22 protein-coding genes, 1 tRNA gene and 2 pseudogenes are annotated in these 18,008 nt (G+C 48.4%); 7 read left to right on the top strand and 18 right to left on the bottom strand.

Annotated elements, in window-relative coordinates:
- Positions 1 to 72: 72 nt before the first annotated feature.
- Positions 73 to 1,911, top strand: coding sequence for an RNA polymerase sigma factor RpoD (rpoD, locus tag SAQUA_RS03035; RefSeq protein WP_380677674.1), 1,839 nt, complete (start codon positions 73 to 75; stop codon positions 1,909 to 1,911).
- A gap of 48 nt (positions 1,912 to 1,959) precedes the next feature.
- Here rpoD and mug read toward each other — a convergent pair whose 3' ends face one another.
- The gene (gene mug / locus SAQUA_RS03030) at positions 1,960 to 2,463 is read right to left on the bottom strand and encodes a G/U mismatch-specific DNA glycosylase (protein WP_380677672.1); all 504 of its coding nucleotides are present in this window, start codon (positions 2,461 to 2,463) and stop codon (positions 1,960 to 1,962) included.
- Between the two features lie 141 nt (positions 2,464 to 2,604).
- Between mug and SAQUA_RS03025 the strand changes: the two genes are divergently transcribed.
- A tRNA-Ile gene (locus SAQUA_RS03025) sits at positions 2,605 to 2,680 on the top strand.
- Between the two features lie 302 nt (positions 2,681 to 2,982).
- Here SAQUA_RS03025 and SAQUA_RS03020 read toward each other — a convergent pair.
- The 11 genes from SAQUA_RS03020 to SAQUA_RS02970 all read right to left on the bottom strand — a co-directional run bounded on the left by SAQUA_RS03020 (position 2,983) and on the right by SAQUA_RS02970 (position 8,309).
- The gene (locus tag SAQUA_RS03020; protein ID WP_380677670.1) at positions 2,983 to 3,918 is read right to left on the bottom strand and encodes a phage major capsid protein; all 936 of its coding nucleotides are present in this window, start codon (positions 3,916 to 3,918) and stop codon (positions 2,983 to 2,985) included.
- On the bottom strand, positions 3,915 to 4,079 hold the full coding sequence (locus SAQUA_RS03015) for a hypothetical protein (RefSeq protein ID WP_380677668.1): 165 nt from the start codon (positions 4,077 to 4,079) through the stop codon (positions 3,915 to 3,917). The genes SAQUA_RS03020 and SAQUA_RS03015 overlap by 4 nt, the downstream gene beginning before the upstream one ends.
- A gap of 8 nt (positions 4,080 to 4,087) precedes the next feature.
- On the bottom strand, positions 4,088 to 4,462 hold the full coding sequence (locus SAQUA_RS03010) for a hypothetical protein (RefSeq protein WP_380677666.1): 375 nt from the start codon (positions 4,460 to 4,462) through the stop codon (positions 4,088 to 4,090).
- 119 nt (positions 4,463 to 4,581) lie between these two features.
- Entirely contained in the window at positions 4,582 to 4,815 is a 234-nt protein-coding gene (locus SAQUA_RS03005) for a hypothetical protein (RefSeq protein ID WP_380677664.1), read from the bottom strand.
- Positions 4,812 to 4,979: a hypothetical protein gene (locus tag SAQUA_RS03000; RefSeq protein WP_380677662.1), complete on the bottom strand. Its 168-nt coding sequence runs from the start codon at positions 4,977 to 4,979 to the stop codon at positions 4,812 to 4,814. The genes SAQUA_RS03005 and SAQUA_RS03000 overlap by 4 nt, the downstream gene beginning before the upstream one ends.
- The gene (locus SAQUA_RS02995; RefSeq protein ID WP_380677660.1) at positions 4,966 to 5,154 is read right to left on the bottom strand and encodes a hypothetical protein; all 189 of its coding nucleotides are present in this window, start codon (positions 5,152 to 5,154) and stop codon (positions 4,966 to 4,968) included. The genes SAQUA_RS03000 and SAQUA_RS02995 overlap by 14 nt, the downstream gene beginning before the upstream one ends.
- 407 nt (positions 5,155 to 5,561) lie before the next feature.
- Complete coding sequence (locus SAQUA_RS02990) at positions 5,562 to 7,313, bottom strand: phage/plasmid primase, P4 family (protein WP_380677658.1); 1,752 nt, start codon at positions 7,311 to 7,313, stop codon at positions 5,562 to 5,564.
- Positions 7,310 to 7,648 carry a hypothetical protein gene (locus SAQUA_RS02985; RefSeq protein WP_380677656.1) on the bottom strand — a complete coding sequence of 113 codons (339 nt, stop codon included), beginning with the start codon at positions 7,646 to 7,648 and terminating at the stop codon, positions 7,310 to 7,312. The genes SAQUA_RS02990 and SAQUA_RS02985 overlap by 4 nt, the downstream gene beginning before the upstream one ends.
- Positions 7,645 to 7,938 (bottom strand): ubiquinol-cytochrome C reductase, encoded by a 294-nt coding sequence (locus SAQUA_RS02980; RefSeq protein WP_380677654.1) that lies wholly within the window; start codon positions 7,936 to 7,938, stop codon positions 7,645 to 7,647. The genes SAQUA_RS02985 and SAQUA_RS02980 overlap by 4 nt, the downstream gene beginning before the upstream one ends.
- A complete protein-coding gene (locus SAQUA_RS02975; protein WP_380677652.1) occupies positions 7,931 to 8,119 on the bottom strand; it encodes a hypothetical protein in 189 nt (62 codons plus the stop codon). Before SAQUA_RS02975 ends, SAQUA_RS02980 begins: the two co-directional genes overlap by 8 nt.
- Positions 8,112 to 8,309 (bottom strand): host cell division inhibitor Icd-like protein, encoded by a 198-nt coding sequence (locus SAQUA_RS02970; RefSeq protein ID WP_380677650.1) that lies wholly within the window; start codon positions 8,307 to 8,309, stop codon positions 8,112 to 8,114. Before SAQUA_RS02970 ends, SAQUA_RS02975 begins: the two co-directional genes overlap by 8 nt.
- A gap of 199 nt (positions 8,310 to 8,508) precedes the next feature.
- Between SAQUA_RS02970 and SAQUA_RS02965 the strand changes: the two genes are divergently transcribed.
- Positions 8,509 to 8,712: a YlcI/YnfO family protein gene (locus SAQUA_RS02965; protein WP_380677648.1), complete on the top strand. Its 204-nt coding sequence runs from the start codon at positions 8,509 to 8,511 to the stop codon at positions 8,710 to 8,712.
- A gap of 307 nt (positions 8,713 to 9,019) precedes the next feature.
- Here SAQUA_RS02965 and SAQUA_RS02960 read toward each other — a convergent pair whose 3' ends face one another.
- From SAQUA_RS02960 to SAQUA_RS02940, 5 genes are all read right to left on the bottom strand, one after another.
- Positions 9,020 to 9,226 (bottom strand): helix-turn-helix domain-containing protein, encoded by a 207-nt coding sequence (locus tag SAQUA_RS02960; protein ID WP_380677646.1) that lies wholly within the window; start codon positions 9,224 to 9,226, stop codon positions 9,020 to 9,022.
- A gap of 121 nt (positions 9,227 to 9,347) precedes the next feature.
- Positions 9,348 to 9,944, bottom strand: coding sequence for a hypothetical protein (locus tag SAQUA_RS02955; RefSeq protein WP_380677644.1), 597 nt, complete (start codon positions 9,942 to 9,944; stop codon positions 9,348 to 9,350).
- On the bottom strand, positions 9,934 to 11,364 hold the full coding sequence (locus SAQUA_RS02950; RefSeq protein WP_380677642.1) for an integrase arm-type DNA-binding domain-containing protein: 1,431 nt from the start codon (positions 11,362 to 11,364) through the stop codon (positions 9,934 to 9,936). The genes SAQUA_RS02955 and SAQUA_RS02950 overlap by 11 nt, the downstream gene beginning before the upstream one ends.
- Before the next feature lie 881 nt (positions 11,365 to 12,245).
- A complete protein-coding gene (locus SAQUA_RS02945) occupies positions 12,246 to 12,620 on the bottom strand; it encodes a type II toxin-antitoxin system death-on-curing family toxin (protein WP_380677640.1) in 375 nt (124 codons plus the stop codon).
- Positions 12,617 to 12,838: a type II toxin-antitoxin system Phd/YefM family antitoxin gene (locus tag SAQUA_RS02940; protein ID WP_380677638.1), complete on the bottom strand. Its 222-nt coding sequence runs from the start codon at positions 12,836 to 12,838 to the stop codon at positions 12,617 to 12,619. The genes SAQUA_RS02945 and SAQUA_RS02940 overlap by 4 nt, the downstream gene beginning before the upstream one ends.
- Positions 12,839 to 13,736: 898 nt before the next feature.
- On the opposite strand from SAQUA_RS02940, the gene SAQUA_RS02935 reads away from it, so the two are divergent.
- A complete protein-coding gene (locus SAQUA_RS02935; protein ID WP_380677636.1) occupies positions 13,737 to 14,297 on the top strand; it encodes a hypothetical protein in 561 nt (186 codons plus the stop codon).
- Positions 14,298 to 14,368: 71 nt separating this feature from the next.
- Here SAQUA_RS02935 and SAQUA_RS02930 read toward each other — a convergent pair.
- A pseudogene (locus SAQUA_RS02930) lies at positions 14,369 to 14,556 on the bottom strand (aminotransferase); the annotation flags it as partial.
- A gap of 20 nt (positions 14,557 to 14,576) precedes the next feature.
- On the opposite strand from SAQUA_RS02930, the pseudogene SAQUA_RS02925 reads away from it, so the two are divergent.
- The 3 genes and pseudogenes from SAQUA_RS02925 to atoC form a co-directional block, all read left to right on the top strand.
- Positions 14,577 to 14,711 (top strand): annotated as a pseudogene (locus SAQUA_RS02925) (IclR family transcriptional regulator); the annotation flags it as partial.
- A gap of 33 nt (positions 14,712 to 14,744) precedes the next feature.
- Positions 14,745 to 16,592 carry a two-component system sensor histidine kinase AtoS gene (atoS, locus tag SAQUA_RS02920; RefSeq protein WP_380677634.1) on the top strand — a complete coding sequence of 616 codons (1,848 nt, stop codon included), beginning with the start codon at positions 14,745 to 14,747 and terminating at the stop codon, positions 16,590 to 16,592.
- The gene (gene atoC / locus SAQUA_RS02915; RefSeq protein ID WP_380678236.1) at positions 16,592 to 18,001 is read left to right on the top strand and encodes an acetoacetate metabolism transcriptional regulator AtoC; all 1,410 of its coding nucleotides are present in this window, start codon (positions 16,592 to 16,594) and stop codon (positions 17,999 to 18,001) included. Before atoS ends, atoC begins: the two co-directional genes overlap by 1 nt.
- Positions 18,002 to 18,008: the final 7 nt, after the last annotated feature.

The raw sequence follows: 18,008 nt of genomic DNA, 5'->3' as shown, positions 1-18,008 counted from the left end.
CCCCAAATGCTATTGTTGGCGGTTTCGCCGACCGACACCAACCCAAATACTCTGAAGTGTGGATACCGTCTTATGGAGCAAAACCCGCAGTCACAGCTTAAGCTACTTGTCACCCGTGGTAAGGAGCAAGGCTATCTGACCTATGCTGAGGTCAATGACCATCTGCCGGAAGATATCGTCGACTCCGACCAGATCGAAGACATCATCCAGATGATTAACGACATGGGCATCCAGGTGATGGAAGAGGCACCGGATGCCGATGACCTGTTACTTGCTGAAAACTCGAACAGTACAGACGAAGACGCTGAAGAGGCTGCCGCTCAGGTACTTTCCAGCGTTGAGTCTGAGATTGGCCGAACCACCGACCCGGTGCGCATGTATATGCGTGAAATGGGTACCGTCGAGTTGCTGACACGTGAAGGCGAAATCGACATTGCCAAGCGTATCGAAGACGGTATCAATCAGGTTCAGTGTTCCGTTGCCGAGTACCCTGAAGCCATTACTTATCTGCTGGAACAATACGATCGTGTTGAAGCGGGCGAAGCACGCCTGTCAGACCTGATCACCGGCTTCGTCGATCCTAATGCGGAAGAGGATATTGCCCCTACCGCGACGCATATCGGTTCAGAATTAACCACCGAAGAACAGGATGACGACGAAGAAGACGAAGATGAAGAAGACGATGCTGAAGATGATAACAGCATCGATCCGGAGCTGGCTCGTCAGAAGTTTTCCGATCTTCGCGAACAGTATGAAGCAACTCGCCAGGTTATAAAAACCAATGGCCGCAGCCACGCCAGTGCAGCAGAAGAGATCCTGAAGCTGTCTGAAGTGTTCAAGCAATTCCGCCTGGTGCCAAAACAGTTCGACTTCCTGGTCAACAGCATGCGTATCATGATGGATCGCGTTCGTACTCAGGAACGTACCATCATGAAGCTGTGCGTTGAACAATGCAAAATGCCGAAGAAAAACTTCGTCACCCTGTTCGCTGGCAACGAAACCAGTGAAACCTGGTTCCAAGCCGCTCTGGCCATGTCCAAACCTTGGTCAGAAAAGCTTAAAGATGTGAGCGAAGACGTTCAACGCAGCTTGCAGAAACTGCGCCAGATCGAAGAAGAAACCGGCCTGACTATTGAACAGGTCAAAGACATCAACCGTCGCATGTCAATCGGTGAAGCGAAAGCCCGCCGTGCGAAGAAAGAGATGGTAGAAGCCAACTTACGTCTGGTGATTTCGATAGCCAAGAAATACACCAACCGTGGCCTGCAGTTCCTGGATCTGATTCAGGAAGGCAACATTGGTCTGATGAAAGCGGTAGACAAGTTTGAATACCGTCGTGGTTATAAGTTCTCGACTTACGCCACTTGGTGGATCCGTCAGGCGATCACCCGTTCTATCGCCGATCAGGCGCGTACCATCCGTATTCCGGTGCATATGATTGAGACGATCAACAAGCTCAATCGTATTTCACGCCAGATGCTGCAAGAGATGGGTCGTGAGCCAACGCCGGAAGAACTGGCTGAACGCATGCTGATGCCGGAAGACAAAATCCGTAAGGTGCTGAAGATTGCCAAAGAGCCAATCTCCATGGAAACGCCAATCGGCGACGATGAAGATTCGCATTTAGGCGATTTTATCGAGGACACTACTCTCGAGCTGCCACTGGATTCTGCCACTTCAGAAAGCCTGCGTTCTGCAACACACGACGTTCTGGCTGGCCTGACCGCACGTGAAGCGAAAGTGCTGCGTATGCGTTTCGGTATCGATATGAACACTGACCACACGCTGGAAGAAGTGGGCAAACAGTTCGACGTTACGCGTGAACGTATTCGTCAGATCGAAGCTAAAGCGTTGCGTAAACTACGCCACCCAAGCCGTTCAGAAGTGTTGCGCAGCTTCCTGGATGACTAAGATTTAACAGTCTATAAAAACCCCGGCTGAGTATATCGCCGGGGTTTTTTATTGCCTGCTATTCAGCACTAGAAATAATTCACGATAACTTTCCACCAACTGCTCTAACGTGGCACGGTTTAATCCGCTCGGGTTAGGCAGTACCCAGACCTCGGTTTTACCCAACATCAACTCCTGACGCCCCCAGGGAACTTTGCGGATACCAAACGCACTGCTGAACGCCTGTTTTCCGAGGATCGCCAACGCTTGCGGTTGGTATTGCAACATCTTCTCTTTCAGAGCCTCACCACCAGCGCGCAGCTCATTGCGTGCCAATTCGCTGGCTTCAACCGTCGGCCGTTCCACCAGCATGGTGATCCCACAACCGGTATCCAACAGGTGCTGTTCCTCTTCCGGTGCCAATAGGCGTTCAGTAAAACTCGCCAGGTGGATCGCCTTCCAAAAACGGTTATTGGCATTGGCAAAGTGATAGCCATGATGTGCAGTGGAAAGCCCAGGATTTATGCCGCAAAATACCACTCGCAGGTTCGGTGCCAATATATCGGTGATCATGGTTTGCTCCGTAAAATCATTTGAAGCGGTTATCGCAAAATCTATCTGCAATTACAATAGGCTATAACTGCGCATAAAAGCATCATATGATTTTTTGACTGTAGACCTACGTCCTGTGATTACCGTATAATCACGCCGCTTGGCCCCTTAGCTCAGTGGTTAGAGCAGGCGACTCATAATCGCTTGGTCGCTGGTTCAAGTCCAGCAGGGGCCACCATATTATCAAGGGGTTACGTTAAAAGCGTAGCCCCTTTAGTTTTTCTGGGATACTTATGGGATACCTCAGAGCGGTAATATCAGGTATCAAGCGACTATTTCTCGCCTGCAAAATTACCGATTATTAATGCAGGATAGGCAACTGCATTGATGGTTAATGAAAAGGTTGCTATGAGAACCGGGGTTTTAAGACCTTACCGGCAGGTCAAAGGAAAAATATGAATTTAGCCAGTATTACCGCCGCTGGCTGGCGGTGTCGCCCTTTTGGCGGAGGGGTTATCCGCTTTCGAATTAACCTGCTTGCTAAAGAATGGTAGCCGGTTTACCCACCGCCGCCCATGAGCAGTAGGTGATTGCCCGGTATGCTGAAGCGTTGGTTTGGTACAGGCTCACCATTTCAACCGAACCGGTTCCGCTTATGCTGCCTACTGGCTCGTCCGTCATCTCGACAGAAGATGATGAGGAAACATCGATCAGAGTACCCTGTACGTTTGCTATCAGGTTCGAGGCGTCAATAAGGGCGGTTCTGGTTGCATACTCGCTGCAGATAACCTGCAACTTCAGCAAATCAATTTGTCGCAACATCTCTTCAGTTATGGACCCGACATTAGCCAGGGGAACGATAAGGTAAGAGGTGGAAATTTTATTACCGTTATCGACGTGCTTACTTACCATGTCTGCTAGATCTGTTGCCGTTTCGGCATCCTTGAGAATGCCAGCCGGTGACAAGCCAGCCACTTCCGAATCTTGAGAAAGGAATTTTTCATCGATCTTGCGAACCGCTTCACTTGTCAGCGTGTTTCTGATAGCTAAATCAGATCCCGTTGTTGCTAGGCGCTCTAATTCTTTGCTGATAACTGCCATTGCTGCAATTTTGAAGATGGATAGCTTATCGTCACTTACCGAACCCTTTCTTAGCGGGATTGATTCACCCTCTCGTAACCAGTCGGCACCAATCGCATGAAATGAGGCTAACGGCACCCCAAAAGGTAAATTCTGAGCGTTTCCTAACAGCTTGCCTATGACGGATTGAGAAAAAATATACTCGCCAAGCTCCCGAGCAATGGGGCTACCTGCTAGTGCAATAAAATCAGCGGTCGTTGCACCAGAAGTGGCGGCTTTCTCAATATAAGCAGAAACAAGCGGGTCGTTCTTCTGTGTTGCCGCTACGGCGTCCGAAAAATACCCTTTATTGGTGCTCAGTGCTCGGGCTGCCCGGATTGCCATTAAACCTTTCATGCTGTTTCCTCGTCGTATGGTTTTTCATATAGGAATGAGGCCAACTTAGCGGCGGCATCAATCCTTAAACTTGTTCCAATATTCGCATCGTTCATGATGTTTTCCAGCACCCTGAGCGGGTCGGAAAAGCTCCCATATTCGGTATCAATTTTATTGTCCATGTATTTTCCTAGTGCTTGACTTTCGGCGGTGACATTGCGGTAAATTTGCTGGCCATCCGCGCTTTGTCGAGCTGCATTTCTTTTTTTCCTTTTTTGACCGGCTTCCCGTTCTGCATCAAGGAATTTGCAGCCTTAAACCTGAGCAGTGCATTTTCCTCGTCGTTGTTCATCATCCAGCGCATGAAATCTTCCGGATCTTCAAAATTCCTTGGAGTAGGTCGCTCAGTCTCGCGCCTTACGATCGCTTTCACCGCTTCTTCCTCTGCCATCAACTTAGCGCGCCGCGCTGCCGTTGTTGGGGAGTAACCCGCACTGATCGCGGCCACTTCTGGGGACTGACCTTCAGCAAGGAACCGGGCAAAGTTGCGTTTTTTCGGTGTCACGTTTCCCCTCGTTATCGACGACAAAAATGCATTTTTGGAACAATTTTTTCTACACGTGAGAGGGGGGGAGGTTTCGTAGCGAGGCGTTTATAAAAATCTTCCCCTCCCCCCCCCCTCCATTAGTGGATCACTGAATCGCTGTCAGCGGGTAATTGCATCGATAGAACAACCAGAACAAAATAGAGAGCCTGATTCAGATCCATACCGGACAACTCTGCTTGCTCTTTGACTGCACTCACCGTGTTGTAAGTGAGCATTCTGGCAGCGCTTTGCCTGGCCTCTTCTGATAGTTCGGCCGCAGCGTGATTAATCTGTTTTAAGTAATGCCGGTGTATCTCTTCTGCAAGATTCATTCGGTCATCTCCAGCAAGCCTTCAATGTCATCCTCGAGGCGCTTTATCCGCTGCTCCATAGCCGTAATGGTTACTGCATGCTGTTGTTCCCGCTCGTCCAGCAGTTCCTTCATAGATTTACCAATGCACTCAACGAGGGACTTTTCACGCTCACTCAATGCCATGGTGTGTTGCCTCCATCTGGCCCAATGCCTTACCCATGATCCCCCTGGCTATTTCGTGGATGGTCGGCGCTACGCCACAAGGTGACGCCTTCTGCGCCTTCTCCTGAATGCGCCGCAGTTCCTCAACCTGGTCGCTGCGTAGTAAAACAACCTGCACCCTTTGCTTTAGTCTCATAGCGGAATCCATACAGTGGTTATACGTCATTGCAATTATTGCAACGAATATAATTATTGTTGCACAAAATGAAACATAAAGAACATAAAAAAACCAGGTTTCCCCGGTTAATCTGATTGTGTGCACTGGTAGCAAATTCATAGAGAAAAGTTTTTTACCCCTCAAACTGTCCGTACTGTCCGCCTTTGTCATTTTTTTAATATAAATCATAAAGTTAACAGGTCAGACAGTTGTTAGAAAACTGTCCGCCACTGTCCGCCCTAACTATCCGCCATGGGTCGGACAGTTCAGACACTTAACGACAACTGTCCGCCCACTGTCCGCCCTACTTAATTATATGTATTTATTATATTTTTATTGTAAGGGCGGACAGTTCAGACAGTTTATTAAAGAAAAAACTATATTCCTTAATCGCTACCCATAGGTTCACCGCTTCCCGTGGCGGCGGGCAACCACTCTTCTGCCTCATCCAGTAACGTGATATTTGACTGGATGCGGCCCCGGGTTGCCTTTTTCTTGGACTCGGATTTCTTGTACTCCTTGCCATATTCAGCCATCGATCCCGGCATATCCTTACCGAACCGGGTTAACGATACCGGCTTACCTAGGCCATGTGCTGACATGTAGGCCATATAGGCGTGATACAGGTAGCGCCGCGGGGCAAAGGGGATAATCTCGGCATTGCCTATGAACATCCCTTCACACTCCACCAGCGCCATGAGGTAGCCGCAAAAGTCCACCAGCGAATCACCCTCACGCTTGATGGCTAATGCCTCCTCAGATTGCCGCTGTTCCAGTAGAAGCCCCTTGGCCTCCTGTTGCTTGGCAAATCGGGTCAACAGGTGCCGGATGATAACGGACAGCTCAGCTTCAATCTTTTCAGACAGCTGCAGATCTCTTTCGGCATCCGGTACCACGTCAGCAAAGTTAAAGATTACCCGCCGCCGTGATATTCCCCCGCTGCGGTCGCTAAAGGTCATTGAGTTGTTATTCACCGCCAGCACTACAGCAGGGATCCGCATCGAGTAAGGCGCTTTGTATTTCGGGTCTACGGCTACCTTGTCGCCGCCTGTAATGGCTTTGATCCCTGCACCGTCACCGGCATAACGGGCCATATCAGACAGCACGATCAGCGAGGCACCAACAATCAGCTCACGTTCCTTCGGGTTCTCCAGTGAAGACATGCTGGCGGCCACCGTATTACCTTTACCGGCCAACATGGTGCAGACCTCGGCAAACACGCTTTTACCACTGCCGCCCGGCCCGGTCACCTCAAGGAATAGCTGCCAGTCATACCGGTTCGCCATCACCATATACAGCGCAGCCAGTACCCTATCGGCTTTGCGAGCATTGCCCCCTGTGGAGCGGGTTAACCACTTCCAAAAACTCGGCGCGTGACTGGCCAGCGTTTCCCCTTCGTGTGCCGGGCTGAACTCGACACCACTGGCGATCAGTAACCAATCCTCCCGGCGGTGCGGTCGGAACTCCCCGGCCTTGGTGTCAAATACCCCATTGGTGAACCCGATAAGGTGCCGTTCCGTGGCCCCCATACGGGGTAGGCTCAGCTTCATGGTATCCACGGCGGATTTAATACCTGGTTGTGAGAACGAGATTTCAGCCTCACGGTAGATAGCCGCCATTTCACGCTGCAGCTCTTTATCGGCTATAGGCTTCCAGATGACGCCGTCATAATGGTGAACGGTGTCAGAGTCGCCATGTATTGCCAGCGCCCCGCCATAGCGATCCAGAAGCACATCACCACGCTGGCTGGCCCCCATCTGGTTAAGGGCCGGGGTTGCCGCTGGTTCTGGCGGTGCCACATTGAATAGGCTGTTAATCCGTTCATCGTCGGCCAGTACAGCCACCAGCTCTTTACGATCGATAAACTCCAGCACCACCGCTTCGCGCTTCTCCCTGGCAGACTCAGGCACACGGCTAGAAATAAAGCCGTTATCCGCCAACCACTCTGGGGAAACATTCCCAACAGCAAGGGCATGTAGCTTTCTTGCCAGATCGTTAAGTGGCGTTCCGGCCTTGGTTTGTAGAATGGCTTTTGCCGCTATGGCCTTCTCTATTGGGCGACCGTTAACCCAGCGATAGACGCAGGAAAACAACTCATTCGGCCATTGGCTGATACTAACCTTCTGCGCTTTGCTCATGGCTGCGGCCTCCCTGTCATGGTGAATTTACCGATCAGCGGGTGATACCAGTATTTACTGCCTATCTTGCGCTTGGCGCCCTTGATGACGATCAGCGCCGCCTTTCTGAAATTGGCTTCATGCACGATGTGGCCGTGGCCCTGTTTGACAATCATCACCCCACTGTTACGCGCCAGTTCTTCCGCCTTGCTGGTGGATAGACCCATTTCAGCGGCCAGAGTGGTTAATGGGGCCATGCCTTCAGGCAAGGTGTCCTTACGCAGCAGGGCGGTTAAAGCCATCTCGAGAGCCTGAACGCGCTTTTCCAGTTCGTTGAATTTCAGAGGGCTGATCATTGCTTTTTCTCCCGTGACCGGCGGCTGGAGATGTTTTCTTCTGCGTCCATGACGCCTTGGGCCATTCTGGCGATGTTTTTCAGCATATCGCCTAAAAAATACATATCCCTTTTGGCTTGATCGCCATTGTAGTTCTCACTTTCAGCGGCCCAAAACATAAGGCTACCTATAGCGGAAATCCCGTCGATAATACTGTCATGAACCCCCGAGGCTACCATCTCAAGCTCCGCGGCCTCTTCTAATGGAATATTGCTGCCGTCATTAATCAGCCAATAAGCATCTTTACGCATGGGTATTCCCCTTCTCGTAAGCTTCTTTAAGTTCACGCAGGCGCACCAGGACTTTATCGAGCAGTACGAAAGACATTTCATTTTCATCATCGGGCCCGCCGTGTAATTCAGCGGAAGCGGCAAGAAGAACCTCTGCGCGGCGAAGCTCATTATCAATCAAGATAGGTTTTTTATTAGACATGGCGCACCTCCAAAGGCAGGCGAGCAGCAAATGACAGGATGAAGTGTGGAGCCAGTAACTTACGAGCTTCGCTTTCGGTGTCGGCTTCTACTGACATACGGCAAGGTGTGGCGTTCATGTTAACCCTGTCCAAGGCCAGGAAGCGGAAGTGATATTTAGGGCGAGTTTGGGTAGACTTGATGTCAGCCATGATCGTTACCTCTATTAACGTTGTGGTGAGAGGCCCGGTTAGTGTTGGCGCACTGCCGGGCTTCGCTATTTGTGTATCACCTGTGGATAAGGTGTGTAGATACCTTAAATCATGGTGTGTAGACAAATCAACTCTTTTTTTTACTTCCCCGCTCATGTATTGTGTGTAGACACAACATTCATTAACAACAGGCTTGCCAATGGCTACAGGAAACAAGAACAACAAATCGCAGCTCAAGAACATACGTTTTCCGCATGAGGTTCTTGAAAGTATTGACGCCAGCGTGGAGCAAGAGAAGAAAGGCAATCCCGGCGCTAATTTCTCGTCATGGGTGCTGGATGCCTGCGGGCGCAAACTTAAGAGCGAGCAGCGCAAGAAGGCCAAGGAAGAGCCAAAGGGCTGAACGAAAATATTCGTTGAGTGGTTATAGCCTGGGATGTGCGCCAATGCCTGGTGCAACTCCCACCATTTGTGGAAGTTGAAAATCACTTGCTGATCGGTAGGGGTGTTAACCAGTACTACACACCTTTTCCTCAGTTTGAGGGAAAGACTTTCTGCAGAAATCCCGGCTTTAGAGCCACCAGCGATGCGAACGTAATCGCACCGGTTGACCCGATCGATCAGTATGATAAGCTGGCTTGGATTCTGTTTTGTGTAGTGACATTGGCGGCCCGGCAAGGCCGCTTTTGTTTTATGTGCCATACCCCACCTCACACCGTTTGAGTTTGACGAACTGATGCAAGGTAAGCGTCCAGATCTGACTTGTGGTAAATAACCTTCTTTTTCCCTACCTTGTAAAACGGGATCGGCACACGGCCAGAGCTAGCCCAATTAGCCAAGGTTTGAGGGCTAACGCCTAATTCGGCGGCAGCTTCTTTGCGGGTAAGTTTGATTTCTGTTGGTTCAATTAATTGCATAAGTATCACCGTATAACGTTGGTTATCAGAGGTGATAAATATGAATTGTGCAGTAACTACTGGATAGATTTACAGCGCGTAATGATCTGATCATAACGCGCGTTTATCTGATCATAACGCGCTATGCGGGTATAACTAATTTAAAAGGTGGGCATGGCCTGACTTTCTGCTTCGGGCCAAGTCCATTTTCTTTAATCCATCTATCGATTGATGGTTCACTTACACCACCTTTGAAATGTTCATATACTTTTTTCTTCATTGCGTTTTTTGTAGTATTGGGATACTCGTTCCATGTTGAAGCCAAGATAGAAACAACCTGCTCATAATGTTTATTTTTCGGGCCAGATGCATTATTTCCATTCTCTGCAGATAATCTCTGTTTAAACTTTGCATTTTCAATAATCGGGCTAATTTTATGTAAAAGCGCCGCATGATTAAATATATGCTCAAAGAAGATTGATGTTTCATTTAATCCAAGCACGCGCATCATAAAAATAAGTCTACATAGGGGAGCCGACATATCACCATCAAGATTAACGTTATCATATCCCCATGCATCTAAATTTCTTACCAATTCAATAAGCTGGTCGTTGTTAAAATTACGAACATCAAATGGCAATTCTACTTTAGACCTTATAGACATAACCTTTGCTTTATCAGTAATAAATTCGTTAATTTCGTCTAATGCTAATAACTTAATTTCATCTTCATGCATCATTGATGGAATCCTTATCTTTTTGCAAAATCGAGAATATCAACTTTCTTTTCTCTTCATCACTTAACATTTCCAGTGCTGCATATAAGTGGGAATCAATGCCTTTTTTACTTTCCACCAGCCCAGCATGCTCAAGAATAGCCCGTTCAACTTTCTTTGCTGGCTCCTGTAGCTCATCAGCGCCAAAGTGTAGATATCCCTGGGTAACGTCTGCGCTGCGTACAGTGCGATGATTCATTAAGCGTTTGAGGATATACGGCCCAACCCCCGCTAATTCAGCCACGGTGCCATATGTGCGTCTGGCGTCGTGACACTTGAACTCAATTGGCATCAATCCATCCGGGTTAGGTTCCGGCACTGTAGCGGCAACAATACGGGCTATGACACGGCGAGGTTCTTTAACAATGCCTTTCTTGCCGTTAAATACTATGGTTTGGATATCGTTTTTCAATCTGAGGCGGCGGCGGAATATCGCCAGCAAGGTATCAGTGATCGGCAACTCCAGCGGATCGCCGTTCTTGGTGGTATCAATCCAGAAGTAGCGCCCGCCAAGATTAACCCGTTCCCATTCCAGGCCAAACACCTCAGCACGGCGCAGGCCTGTAAACAAAGCCATATCGAGCGCATCACAGATCGAGACTGACACATCGTCCCGTATATCGGCCGATTCTTTTCTAACCTGCTCAACAGCCCTCAGCCATCGGCCAAGGTCATTTGTCCTGATCCGTTCGGTCTTCCTGGTGGTACCGTGCCACTGGCGCTTAGTGCTCAGCACCATTGTCGGCGGATCAGGTAATAGAGTTTTTCCCTCTTCATCCCGATAATGGTCATAAGCAAATCGGTAAACAGCCCGGAGAGCACGAGCCCACAAATCAGCCTGCGCTTTACTTCCAGTTCCCACCCCAGCGCGGAGCTGTGACTTATCCCGACCAAACCAAACAGCTCCTTCCGTTACCGCCTTATGACGGGCTTCAACACGTTCCCGGCTGATGTTAGCCATCGGCTGATTAATCCAATCGCCGGAGAAGTTACCCAGAATAGAGCGGTATTGTTTTGCAGTGACAGGTTTCAGTCGGTGAGCGCGGTTATCGATGTACGTTTGCAAGGCTTCGTCCAGGGTTACCAGGCTCATTGCATTTATGCGGCGTACATCGTTGGGATTTTTGCCGCTGGTCGCCACCTCCCCCAGCAAGTCTAAAGCTTTCGCCCTGGCGTTCTCGATACTGAGATCGGGGAAACGCCCCAGCGTGGCCCGGATGAATTTACCGTTACGCTTGCGGGAGATACAAAAACTCTTCACGCCGGAAGCACCGACACGTAGGATTAGACCATTAACAACGGTATCCCGGAACTCCAGACGATCACCAGTTGGATCAGGCTCCAGGGCAACTATGCTGGCTTTGGTAAACTTGAACGGCTTCACAATACGGTATCCCCAAAAAATCGTTTGGTCGCTCTGGGATACTTATGGGATACCTCAGAGCGGTATTTACGAGTATTAATGGGTATTTATACAGTGTCAAGTGTTAGGCTAAATATATGAAAAATAACGAAAGGTAATCATAGGTAAGTCATTAATTTGACACTCATAATCGCTTGGTCGCTGGTTCAAGTCCAGCAGGGCCACCATATAAAACAAGGACTTACGCTAAAAACGTGGGTCCTTTAGTTTTTTGGGGATATGCCGGGGATATTTTGCGCAGGTGATAAGGGTGTTTTGGGCAATGGCAATCCATCATCTGTTACGACAGACAAGTGCTTAATTGGATAAGCATTATTTAGTTTTCTTCCATGTTAGCAAGCCAGTTACGCAAGGTAGTCCCACCAAAACCGATCCTAGTATGCCTATACAGGCACCTACCGCCCTTAGCCAAGAAGAAAACCTAAATCCGGTAGCACTGAAAAACTGCTGCACATCGACAGCTTTGCCAACCGCTTACCACTCAATCAGGAAATTATCGACGCCCTAGCGCATTCTGGAGCGTAAAGCGTACTTGAGCGAGTTGGGGAACACATCAAGCAGTTTATTGAAACCTTTATCGATGGCGTGGGTGGTAGTGTGTGATTTTAAAGCTGGCAACAAACTCTTGGTGCAAGGGGAAAAGGAATTTATAGGGCTATATTCCCATTAATTAAAGGTGATAGGGAATATAGTCCTTTTCGAGGCTGGCAAGGCAAAGCGAGATTTACACAACTGGCGGCTCACGGTGAAGTAGAGATCAAATTGCAAAACATTCAATAACTATAAGAGCCGCCGTCCGTCCGGGGTATAAGCATGGTGGCGGCTATAAGGCAAACGCTCTCTCATTCGACAAGCTCACGTAAACGTTGTGCTAGCTGTATCGGGGCAAGCTCACCCGTAGCAGCCTGGACGGTGAGTTCTTCAAGCGTGTTACCCTCATCGCGAATTAGCACACCGTTGCGCTTTAGGAACGCCATGGTGGTAAAGAATGCCGTTCGCTTTTTCCCATCATTGAAGATATGCCCACGTGCAATAGCAACCAAATAGGCTGCAGCCAAGTCAAACACATCATTCACACCTTCGTAATGAGCAAGGTTGTGAACCCGGTGAATAATGGCCTCCGCCCTACCGGTATCAGGCATACCTGCCACACCGGCATAAAGCTGCAAAATTCTGTCGTGAAATAAGATTATTTCACTGGCACTAACCCATTTCATCTATCGGTCAAAGCCTCTACGGTGCGTCCGTGGCGCTGCATAAGGCTATCGAACTCAGCATCAAGCTTTGCCTTTTGATATGCCTCAAATTCAGCCTTGCTTATTACTATGGCGGCAGAACCATCGCGACGGGTAATCTCTACCGGCTCCCCGCTGGTGGCAGCATCAAGAACTGCTGAAATATTGGCGCGAGCCTGTGTTGACGTATAAACAATCATAACCCCTCCCATGTAATGTACATTTAAAACGTACACTTAAAATGTACACATTGCAAAGGTTGCCACTCTATGCGAAATAACCGGTGCATTCCGGTACAAGGCAACTTTACACTTTTGCCCTTCAGGCTTTGAAAAACCTTAACATTTCTATACATCAACCGGGAGAATCCCCACCCATTAGCATAGACGAAAGCCAGTACTGGCGCGGGTTTCGAATAAGGTGTAAGGCCCGAAAATTAACAGTGCCAAGCATGGCGAAAAACTTGACACTTTATGCGCAGAAAGCGGGGAATTCAGGTTGTTTGACTGTATAAAACTGTATATCCAATAGCTGCAAAAACTCGTCAAACACTTATCCTACAAGGGATAAAGCGTGGTTGACACTTTTCAGAGGAGGGACGAGCCGAAAAAGTGTCAACCTATGGGGTTTAGTTTTTGGTGTCTATTTGACGCTTCCCCTGCAGATTAACGTGTATTAACCGATGGTATGCTGTGGTAGGCCACGATTCAGTTTGACGGGCGGCTAAGTGCCCAGGCTGTGTGAAAACTCTGACTAAAAACTTAAGTGCACAATGCTATGCAAAATCTGAAATCGTTCGGCTGGTTAGCAGAGTCAAATTTTACGTAGGGACGCGGTTTTCAGCTCTGTTTTTGGCAGCTTATGCGATCAAAAACGTTTTCACACAGCCTGTGCCAAGAGCGGACATTTCACACTTCTGCTTATGTGGCCAAAACCGGTATGCCACTACACTTTATAGAATTTATATCAATAGTTAAGATAAAATGAAGGTTAATTGGAGTTTCATTCGGTTACATAGACCCACCGTTCAATTAATGATGGACTCAGAAATTATCACTGCCAGGGTTCATGTAAACAATACAGGTAAAGGAATATCAGATGCCATCTCTATACACACTCAATGATCTTCTCGGGCTGCTTGTTTTTTCGCGGAAATATCACTTTCTCCACAATGATCTGGACTGCCTGATCATTGCATGGGCTGAAGATCAAATCACCGAAGGAAATGATTCGGAGACTCTTTTAATTCTCGCTTCACTGGGGCTTGATAATGAACCTGAACGGACCGAGGTTGAATTATATATGTCACGGTACATGGCAGAGCAGCGGATAGATCTGCCACCGCTAAAAACAGCAGCATTGGTCTGGATCAAGCTATTTATGAGTCAACTTTCCCAGTGTGCGTCCATCCATGATGCAGAACAGAAAATGTATTTTCTGGTGTGTCATTGGCTTGAACCTGACGTAAAGATTTTCGCGGCGGTGGTCGATACCCTGAAATCGCTTTACTGGCATCTCTTTGATGAATGGGAGGGTCCTAGCACAAGCGAAGCAGCAAGGATGGAGGTGTCAGAATTCTTTGAGCTGATTAATCGTGCAATGCTGCCCTATTCCCGTAAAATTGAGAACCCAGATTGGCTGGATCTGCTTGTTCGGTAATTTTTACCAGCATCCTGAAAGGTACCTTTCCTGTGTGCATTTGGCGTGCCCTTTATCGTTCAATATAAAACTCAAGGATTGAGCTTCGCCAGCCCAGCCACGGCCATCTCCAGATAGGTACGCGGCGGCCAAGATTGATGCGGATAAACCCTTTCCCTTGCTCACCAAATCCATAACCCATGGAAGGTGCAATCTTGGCTTGTTGCCGGACGACCAACTGTAAATCGGCATCATCCAGGCCCAGAGCCCGGCAATCAAGCGACACGGCACTGGTTCGCACAGCTATTGCGTAAAAAGAGACTCCATGCGTACACTCAGCATGCATATTACAGCCCAGCCAGCCTGAAACCGGCTCTGGCGCTGGCACGTAAACAGGGTTATTGGTTCGATAATGAAAAGCATCCGTTGGCCCTGACCGACAGACGATAACGCCAGGATCTGGTCTGTATGTATTCATTATTACCGGGTTTAAACGCCTTCGTCCAAAAACTGCTCCCGCACACATTGCGCGGTAAAATGGTTGTGCTGGCAATAATAATGGTCTCGCTGCCAACGTTAGTCATCGGCTATCTGGTTGAAACCGAAGGACGTGAAGCCCTGCTGCAAGAGAAAAAAGCCAAGCTGTTTGCCGTCACCTCTTTACTGGATAATGCCCTGGCAGACAGTTTTACTCTTTATCATGAGCTGCCCAGGGCAGAGCGCATCAAAGCATTGAATCATCATCTGGCACCGGTTACCGATGAGATTACCAGTGCTTTTTCCGGTGTCGGTGCGGGTTACTATAACAAAGAGCTGGATGCCATTATTACTTACGCCCCGCAGGCGCAGTACGGCAATGCGGTCGGTATTTCGATCAATCTCGATCACCCCGGCCATGAAGTGATGGCAAACGGCAAACCGCTGGTGAGTAGCGGTACTCAGGTCCGTGGCAACATTATGAACGCTATGATCCCCATCAAGCGCGATAACCAGATCCTCGGTTATATCTGGGCCAACGAACTGTCAAATGATATTGATCGTCAGGCGCTGTCGATGGATATAAAAATTATCCTGGTGATCAGCATCGGCCTATTACTAAGCTTAGGGTTGATAATTGCATCTTCACGTCGTTTCGCCTCAGATATTGAGGTTATAAAAACCAACCTGGCCAATTTACCTCTGGATCTAAATACTGAGCTTCCTGCAATGCAGGGGGAGATGGGGGAGATCGCTGACAGCGTTAACGCCTTATCCCGTGCGCTGCGTGAAACCAAAACGCTCAATGAGCTTATTCTTGAAAGCGCCGCCGATGGGGTTATTTCGGTCGATATTAATGGCTGCGTTACTATGATCAATCCGGCAGGGGAGCTCATCACCGGTTACAACCGTAGGGAACTGGTGGGTAAGCCTTATGCAGAAGTGTTTGAAAAAGTAGATTTTAATAGCCCGGTTCTGGATACATTATTTCGTGGTATCAAACATGTCGCGTTAGAAATTGATTATCCTGGAAAAACTCGCACCATACAGCTCAGTATCAGCACCAGCCAGTTGCACAATGCGCAAGGGGAAACCTTAGGCGCGCTGGCAATATTCACGGATCTGACCGCCAAAAAAGAAGTACAGCGCCGGATTGAACAGGCGGAACGGCTGGCAACGCTGGGTGAGTTAATGGCCGGGGTCGCTCATGAAGTTCGCAACCCATTAACGGCCATTAGTGGGTTTGTACAAATTCTCAAAGACAGTGAAAAAGATCCACAACGGCTGGAATATACCCATATTATTCTGAAAGAGGTACAGTCGATTAATCGCGTCATTCAGCAACTGCTCGACTTTTCTCGCCCACGTATTGGTCGCTATCATCAGGTTAATTTAAATCAGATCCTCAAAGAGAGCCTGATCCTGGTAAAAACCAAAGGTATAGAAGCAAGAGTTGATTTTCATGTTCATCTGGATGATAGATTAAGCGACATAGAAGCGGATGGTGAACTATTAAAGCAGGTGCTGCTTAATATTTTGATTAATGCTGTCCAGTCTATTGCAGCCAGAGGGGAAATTATTATTTCGACCAAAGTCCTGGATGAAAACCATCAACAAATAACCATTCAGGACAACGGCTGTGGTATTGCTGATGAGATCAAATCGAAGGTTTTCGATCCATTCTATACCACCAAGCCTTCGGGAACCGGATTGGGGTTATCTATCAGCCAACGCATTATTACCGCACACGACGGCGAGATCTGGCTAGAAAGCCAGCCGAATAAAGGAACGACGTTCGTTATTACATTGCCAATAAAGCATGACGCAGGGAGTCTATGATGAAAAAATCCTACCGCATTCTGATCGTTGATGATGAAGAAAACGTTCGCCGCATGCTGACCACGGCCTTTAGTCTTGGCGGCCATCAACCTATCTGTGCCGCTGACGGGCAGCAAGCACTGGAACAATTCAAACAGCAAGCCCCGGATATTGTGCTGATGGATATCCGCATGCCAAAAATCAGTGGCCTTGAAGCACTCCAAGTCATGCGCCAGACATGCCAAGAAACACCGGTAATACTGATGACCGCCTATGCCGCAGTAGAAACGGCGGTTGAAGCTCTGCGCTTAGGCGCTTTTGATTATGTGATTAAACCCTTTGATTTGGATGAGTTGAAAATCATTATCGGCCGTGCAATGCAGTTGCAGGAGATGAAACAGGAAATCAACTGCCTGCATCGCGCTTTATCTGACAGTTACCAGTGGGGCCGATTACTCACTAACAGCGCCAAAATGATGGAACTTTGCCGCGATACGGCAAAAATAGCCATGAGTCACGCCAGCGTGTTGATAACCGGTGAAAGTGGCACGGGTAAAGAGCTGATTGCTAAAGCGATTCATTACAACAGCCCGCGAGCCAAGGGCCCATTTATCAAGATCAACTGCGGCGCGCTGCCGGAATCCTTATTAGAAAGTGAGCTCTTCGGCCATGAGAAAGGGGCCTTTACCGGCGCACATATACAGCGCCAGGGGCTGTTTGAACGGGCCAATCTTGGAACACTGCTGCTGGATGAAGTCGGCGAAATGCCACACAACCTTCAGGTCAAACTACTAAGGGTGCTGCAAGAAAAAGAGTTTGAGCGGCTGGGTGGCAGCAAAACCATTAAAACCGATATCCGGCTTATTGCTGCGACCAATCGCAATCTGTCAGCCATGGTGGAACAAGGCGAGTTCAGACAAGATCTCTTTTACCGCCTGAATGTGATCCATCTTTCCCCGCTCCCGCTGCGCGAAAGACCCGAAGATATCCCGCTGTTAGCCCGGCATTTTCTGCAAAAGTTCAATGCAGAAAACGGCAAAGAGATTATAGAGATCGATGCCAGCGCACAGGCTATTCTAGATGCTTATCCATGGCCGGGTAACATCAGGGAATTATCCAATGCTATCGAACGGGCAGTGATTATGAGTACCGGATTTATCATCTTTCCTGATGATTTGCCGGAACATTTGCAACAAAAAAAGCCTGCTCAACCCAATATTAATCGAGGTGTATTTTCCGAGCAGGGATTGAATTTAAAAGAAAATGTTAAGGCTTACGAACGGGAATTGATCTGCTCAGCACTGGCGGAAAATCAGGATAACCGGGTTAAAACAGCACGGGCCTTAGGTATTAGCCGGCGAGCATTAATGTATAAATTACAAGAGTACCGCATTGATTCGCAATCACAGGCCCCTCTGGATGAGGTATAAATAAATA

This window comes from Serratia aquatilis (assembly GCF_044865145.1).
GTDB lineage: Bacteria > Pseudomonadota > Gammaproteobacteria > Enterobacterales > Enterobacteriaceae > Chania > Chania aquatilis.
This window is presented reverse-complemented; position numbering and strand designations above follow the sequence as displayed.

Coding starts and splice junctions, on each gene's coding strand:
- rpoD (WP_380677674.1), top strand. CDS start 73: ATGGAGCAAAACCCGCAGTCACAGCTTAAGCTACTTGTCACCCGTGGT.
- mug (WP_380677672.1), bottom strand. CDS start 2,463: ATGATCACCGATATATTGGCACCGAACCTGCGAGTGGTATTTTGCGGC.
- SAQUA_RS03020 (WP_380677670.1), bottom strand. CDS start 3,918: ATGAAAGGTTTAATGGCAATCCGGGCAGCCCGAGCACTGAGCACCAAT.
- SAQUA_RS03015 (WP_380677668.1), bottom strand. CDS start 4,079: ATGGACAATAAAATTGATACCGAATATGGGAGCTTTTCCGACCCGCTC.
- SAQUA_RS03005 (WP_380677664.1), bottom strand. CDS start 4,815: ATGAATCTTGCAGAAGAGATACACCGGCATTACTTAAAACAGATTAAT.
- SAQUA_RS03000 (WP_380677662.1), bottom strand. CDS start 4,979: ATGGCATTGAGTGAGCGTGAAAAGTCCCTCGTTGAGTGCATTGGTAAA.
- SAQUA_RS02995 (WP_380677660.1), bottom strand. CDS start 5,154: ATGAGACTAAAGCAAAGGGTGCAGGTTGTTTTACTACGCAGCGACCAG.
- SAQUA_RS02990 (WP_380677658.1), bottom strand. CDS start 7,313: ATGAGCAAAGCGCAGAAGGTTAGTATCAGCCAATGGCCGAATGAGTTG.
- SAQUA_RS02985 (WP_380677656.1), bottom strand. CDS start 7,648: ATGATCAGCCCTCTGAAATTCAACGAACTGGAAAAGCGCGTTCAGGCT.
- SAQUA_RS02980 (WP_380677654.1), bottom strand. CDS start 7,938: ATGCGTAAAGATGCTTATTGGCTGATTAATGACGGCAGCAATATTCCA.
- SAQUA_RS02975 (WP_380677652.1), bottom strand. CDS start 8,119: ATGTCTAATAAAAAACCTATCTTGATTGATAATGAGCTTCGCCGCGCA.
- SAQUA_RS02970 (WP_380677650.1), bottom strand. CDS start 8,309: ATGGCTGACATCAAGTCTACCCAAACTCGCCCTAAATATCACTTCCGC.
- SAQUA_RS02965 (WP_380677648.1), top strand. CDS start 8,509: ATGGCTACAGGAAACAAGAACAACAAATCGCAGCTCAAGAACATACGT.
- SAQUA_RS02960 (WP_380677646.1), bottom strand. CDS start 9,226: ATGCAATTAATTGAACCAACAGAAATCAAACTTACCCGCAAAGAAGCT.
- SAQUA_RS02955 (WP_380677644.1), bottom strand. CDS start 9,944: ATGATGCATGAAGATGAAATTAAGTTATTAGCATTAGACGAAATTAAC.
- SAQUA_RS02945 (WP_380677640.1), bottom strand. CDS start 12,620: ATGAAATGGGTTAGTGCCAGTGAAATAATCTTATTTCACGACAGAATT.
- SAQUA_RS02940 (WP_380677638.1), bottom strand. CDS start 12,838: ATGATTGTTTATACGTCAACACAGGCTCGCGCCAATATTTCAGCAGTT.
- SAQUA_RS02935 (WP_380677636.1), top strand. CDS start 13,737: ATGCCATCTCTATACACACTCAATGATCTTCTCGGGCTGCTTGTTTTT.
- atoS (WP_380677634.1), top strand. CDS start 14,745: ATGTATTCATTATTACCGGGTTTAAACGCCTTCGTCCAAAAACTGCTC.
- atoC (WP_380678236.1), top strand. CDS start 16,592: ATGAAAAAATCCTACCGCATTCTGATCGTTGATGATGAAGAAAACGTT.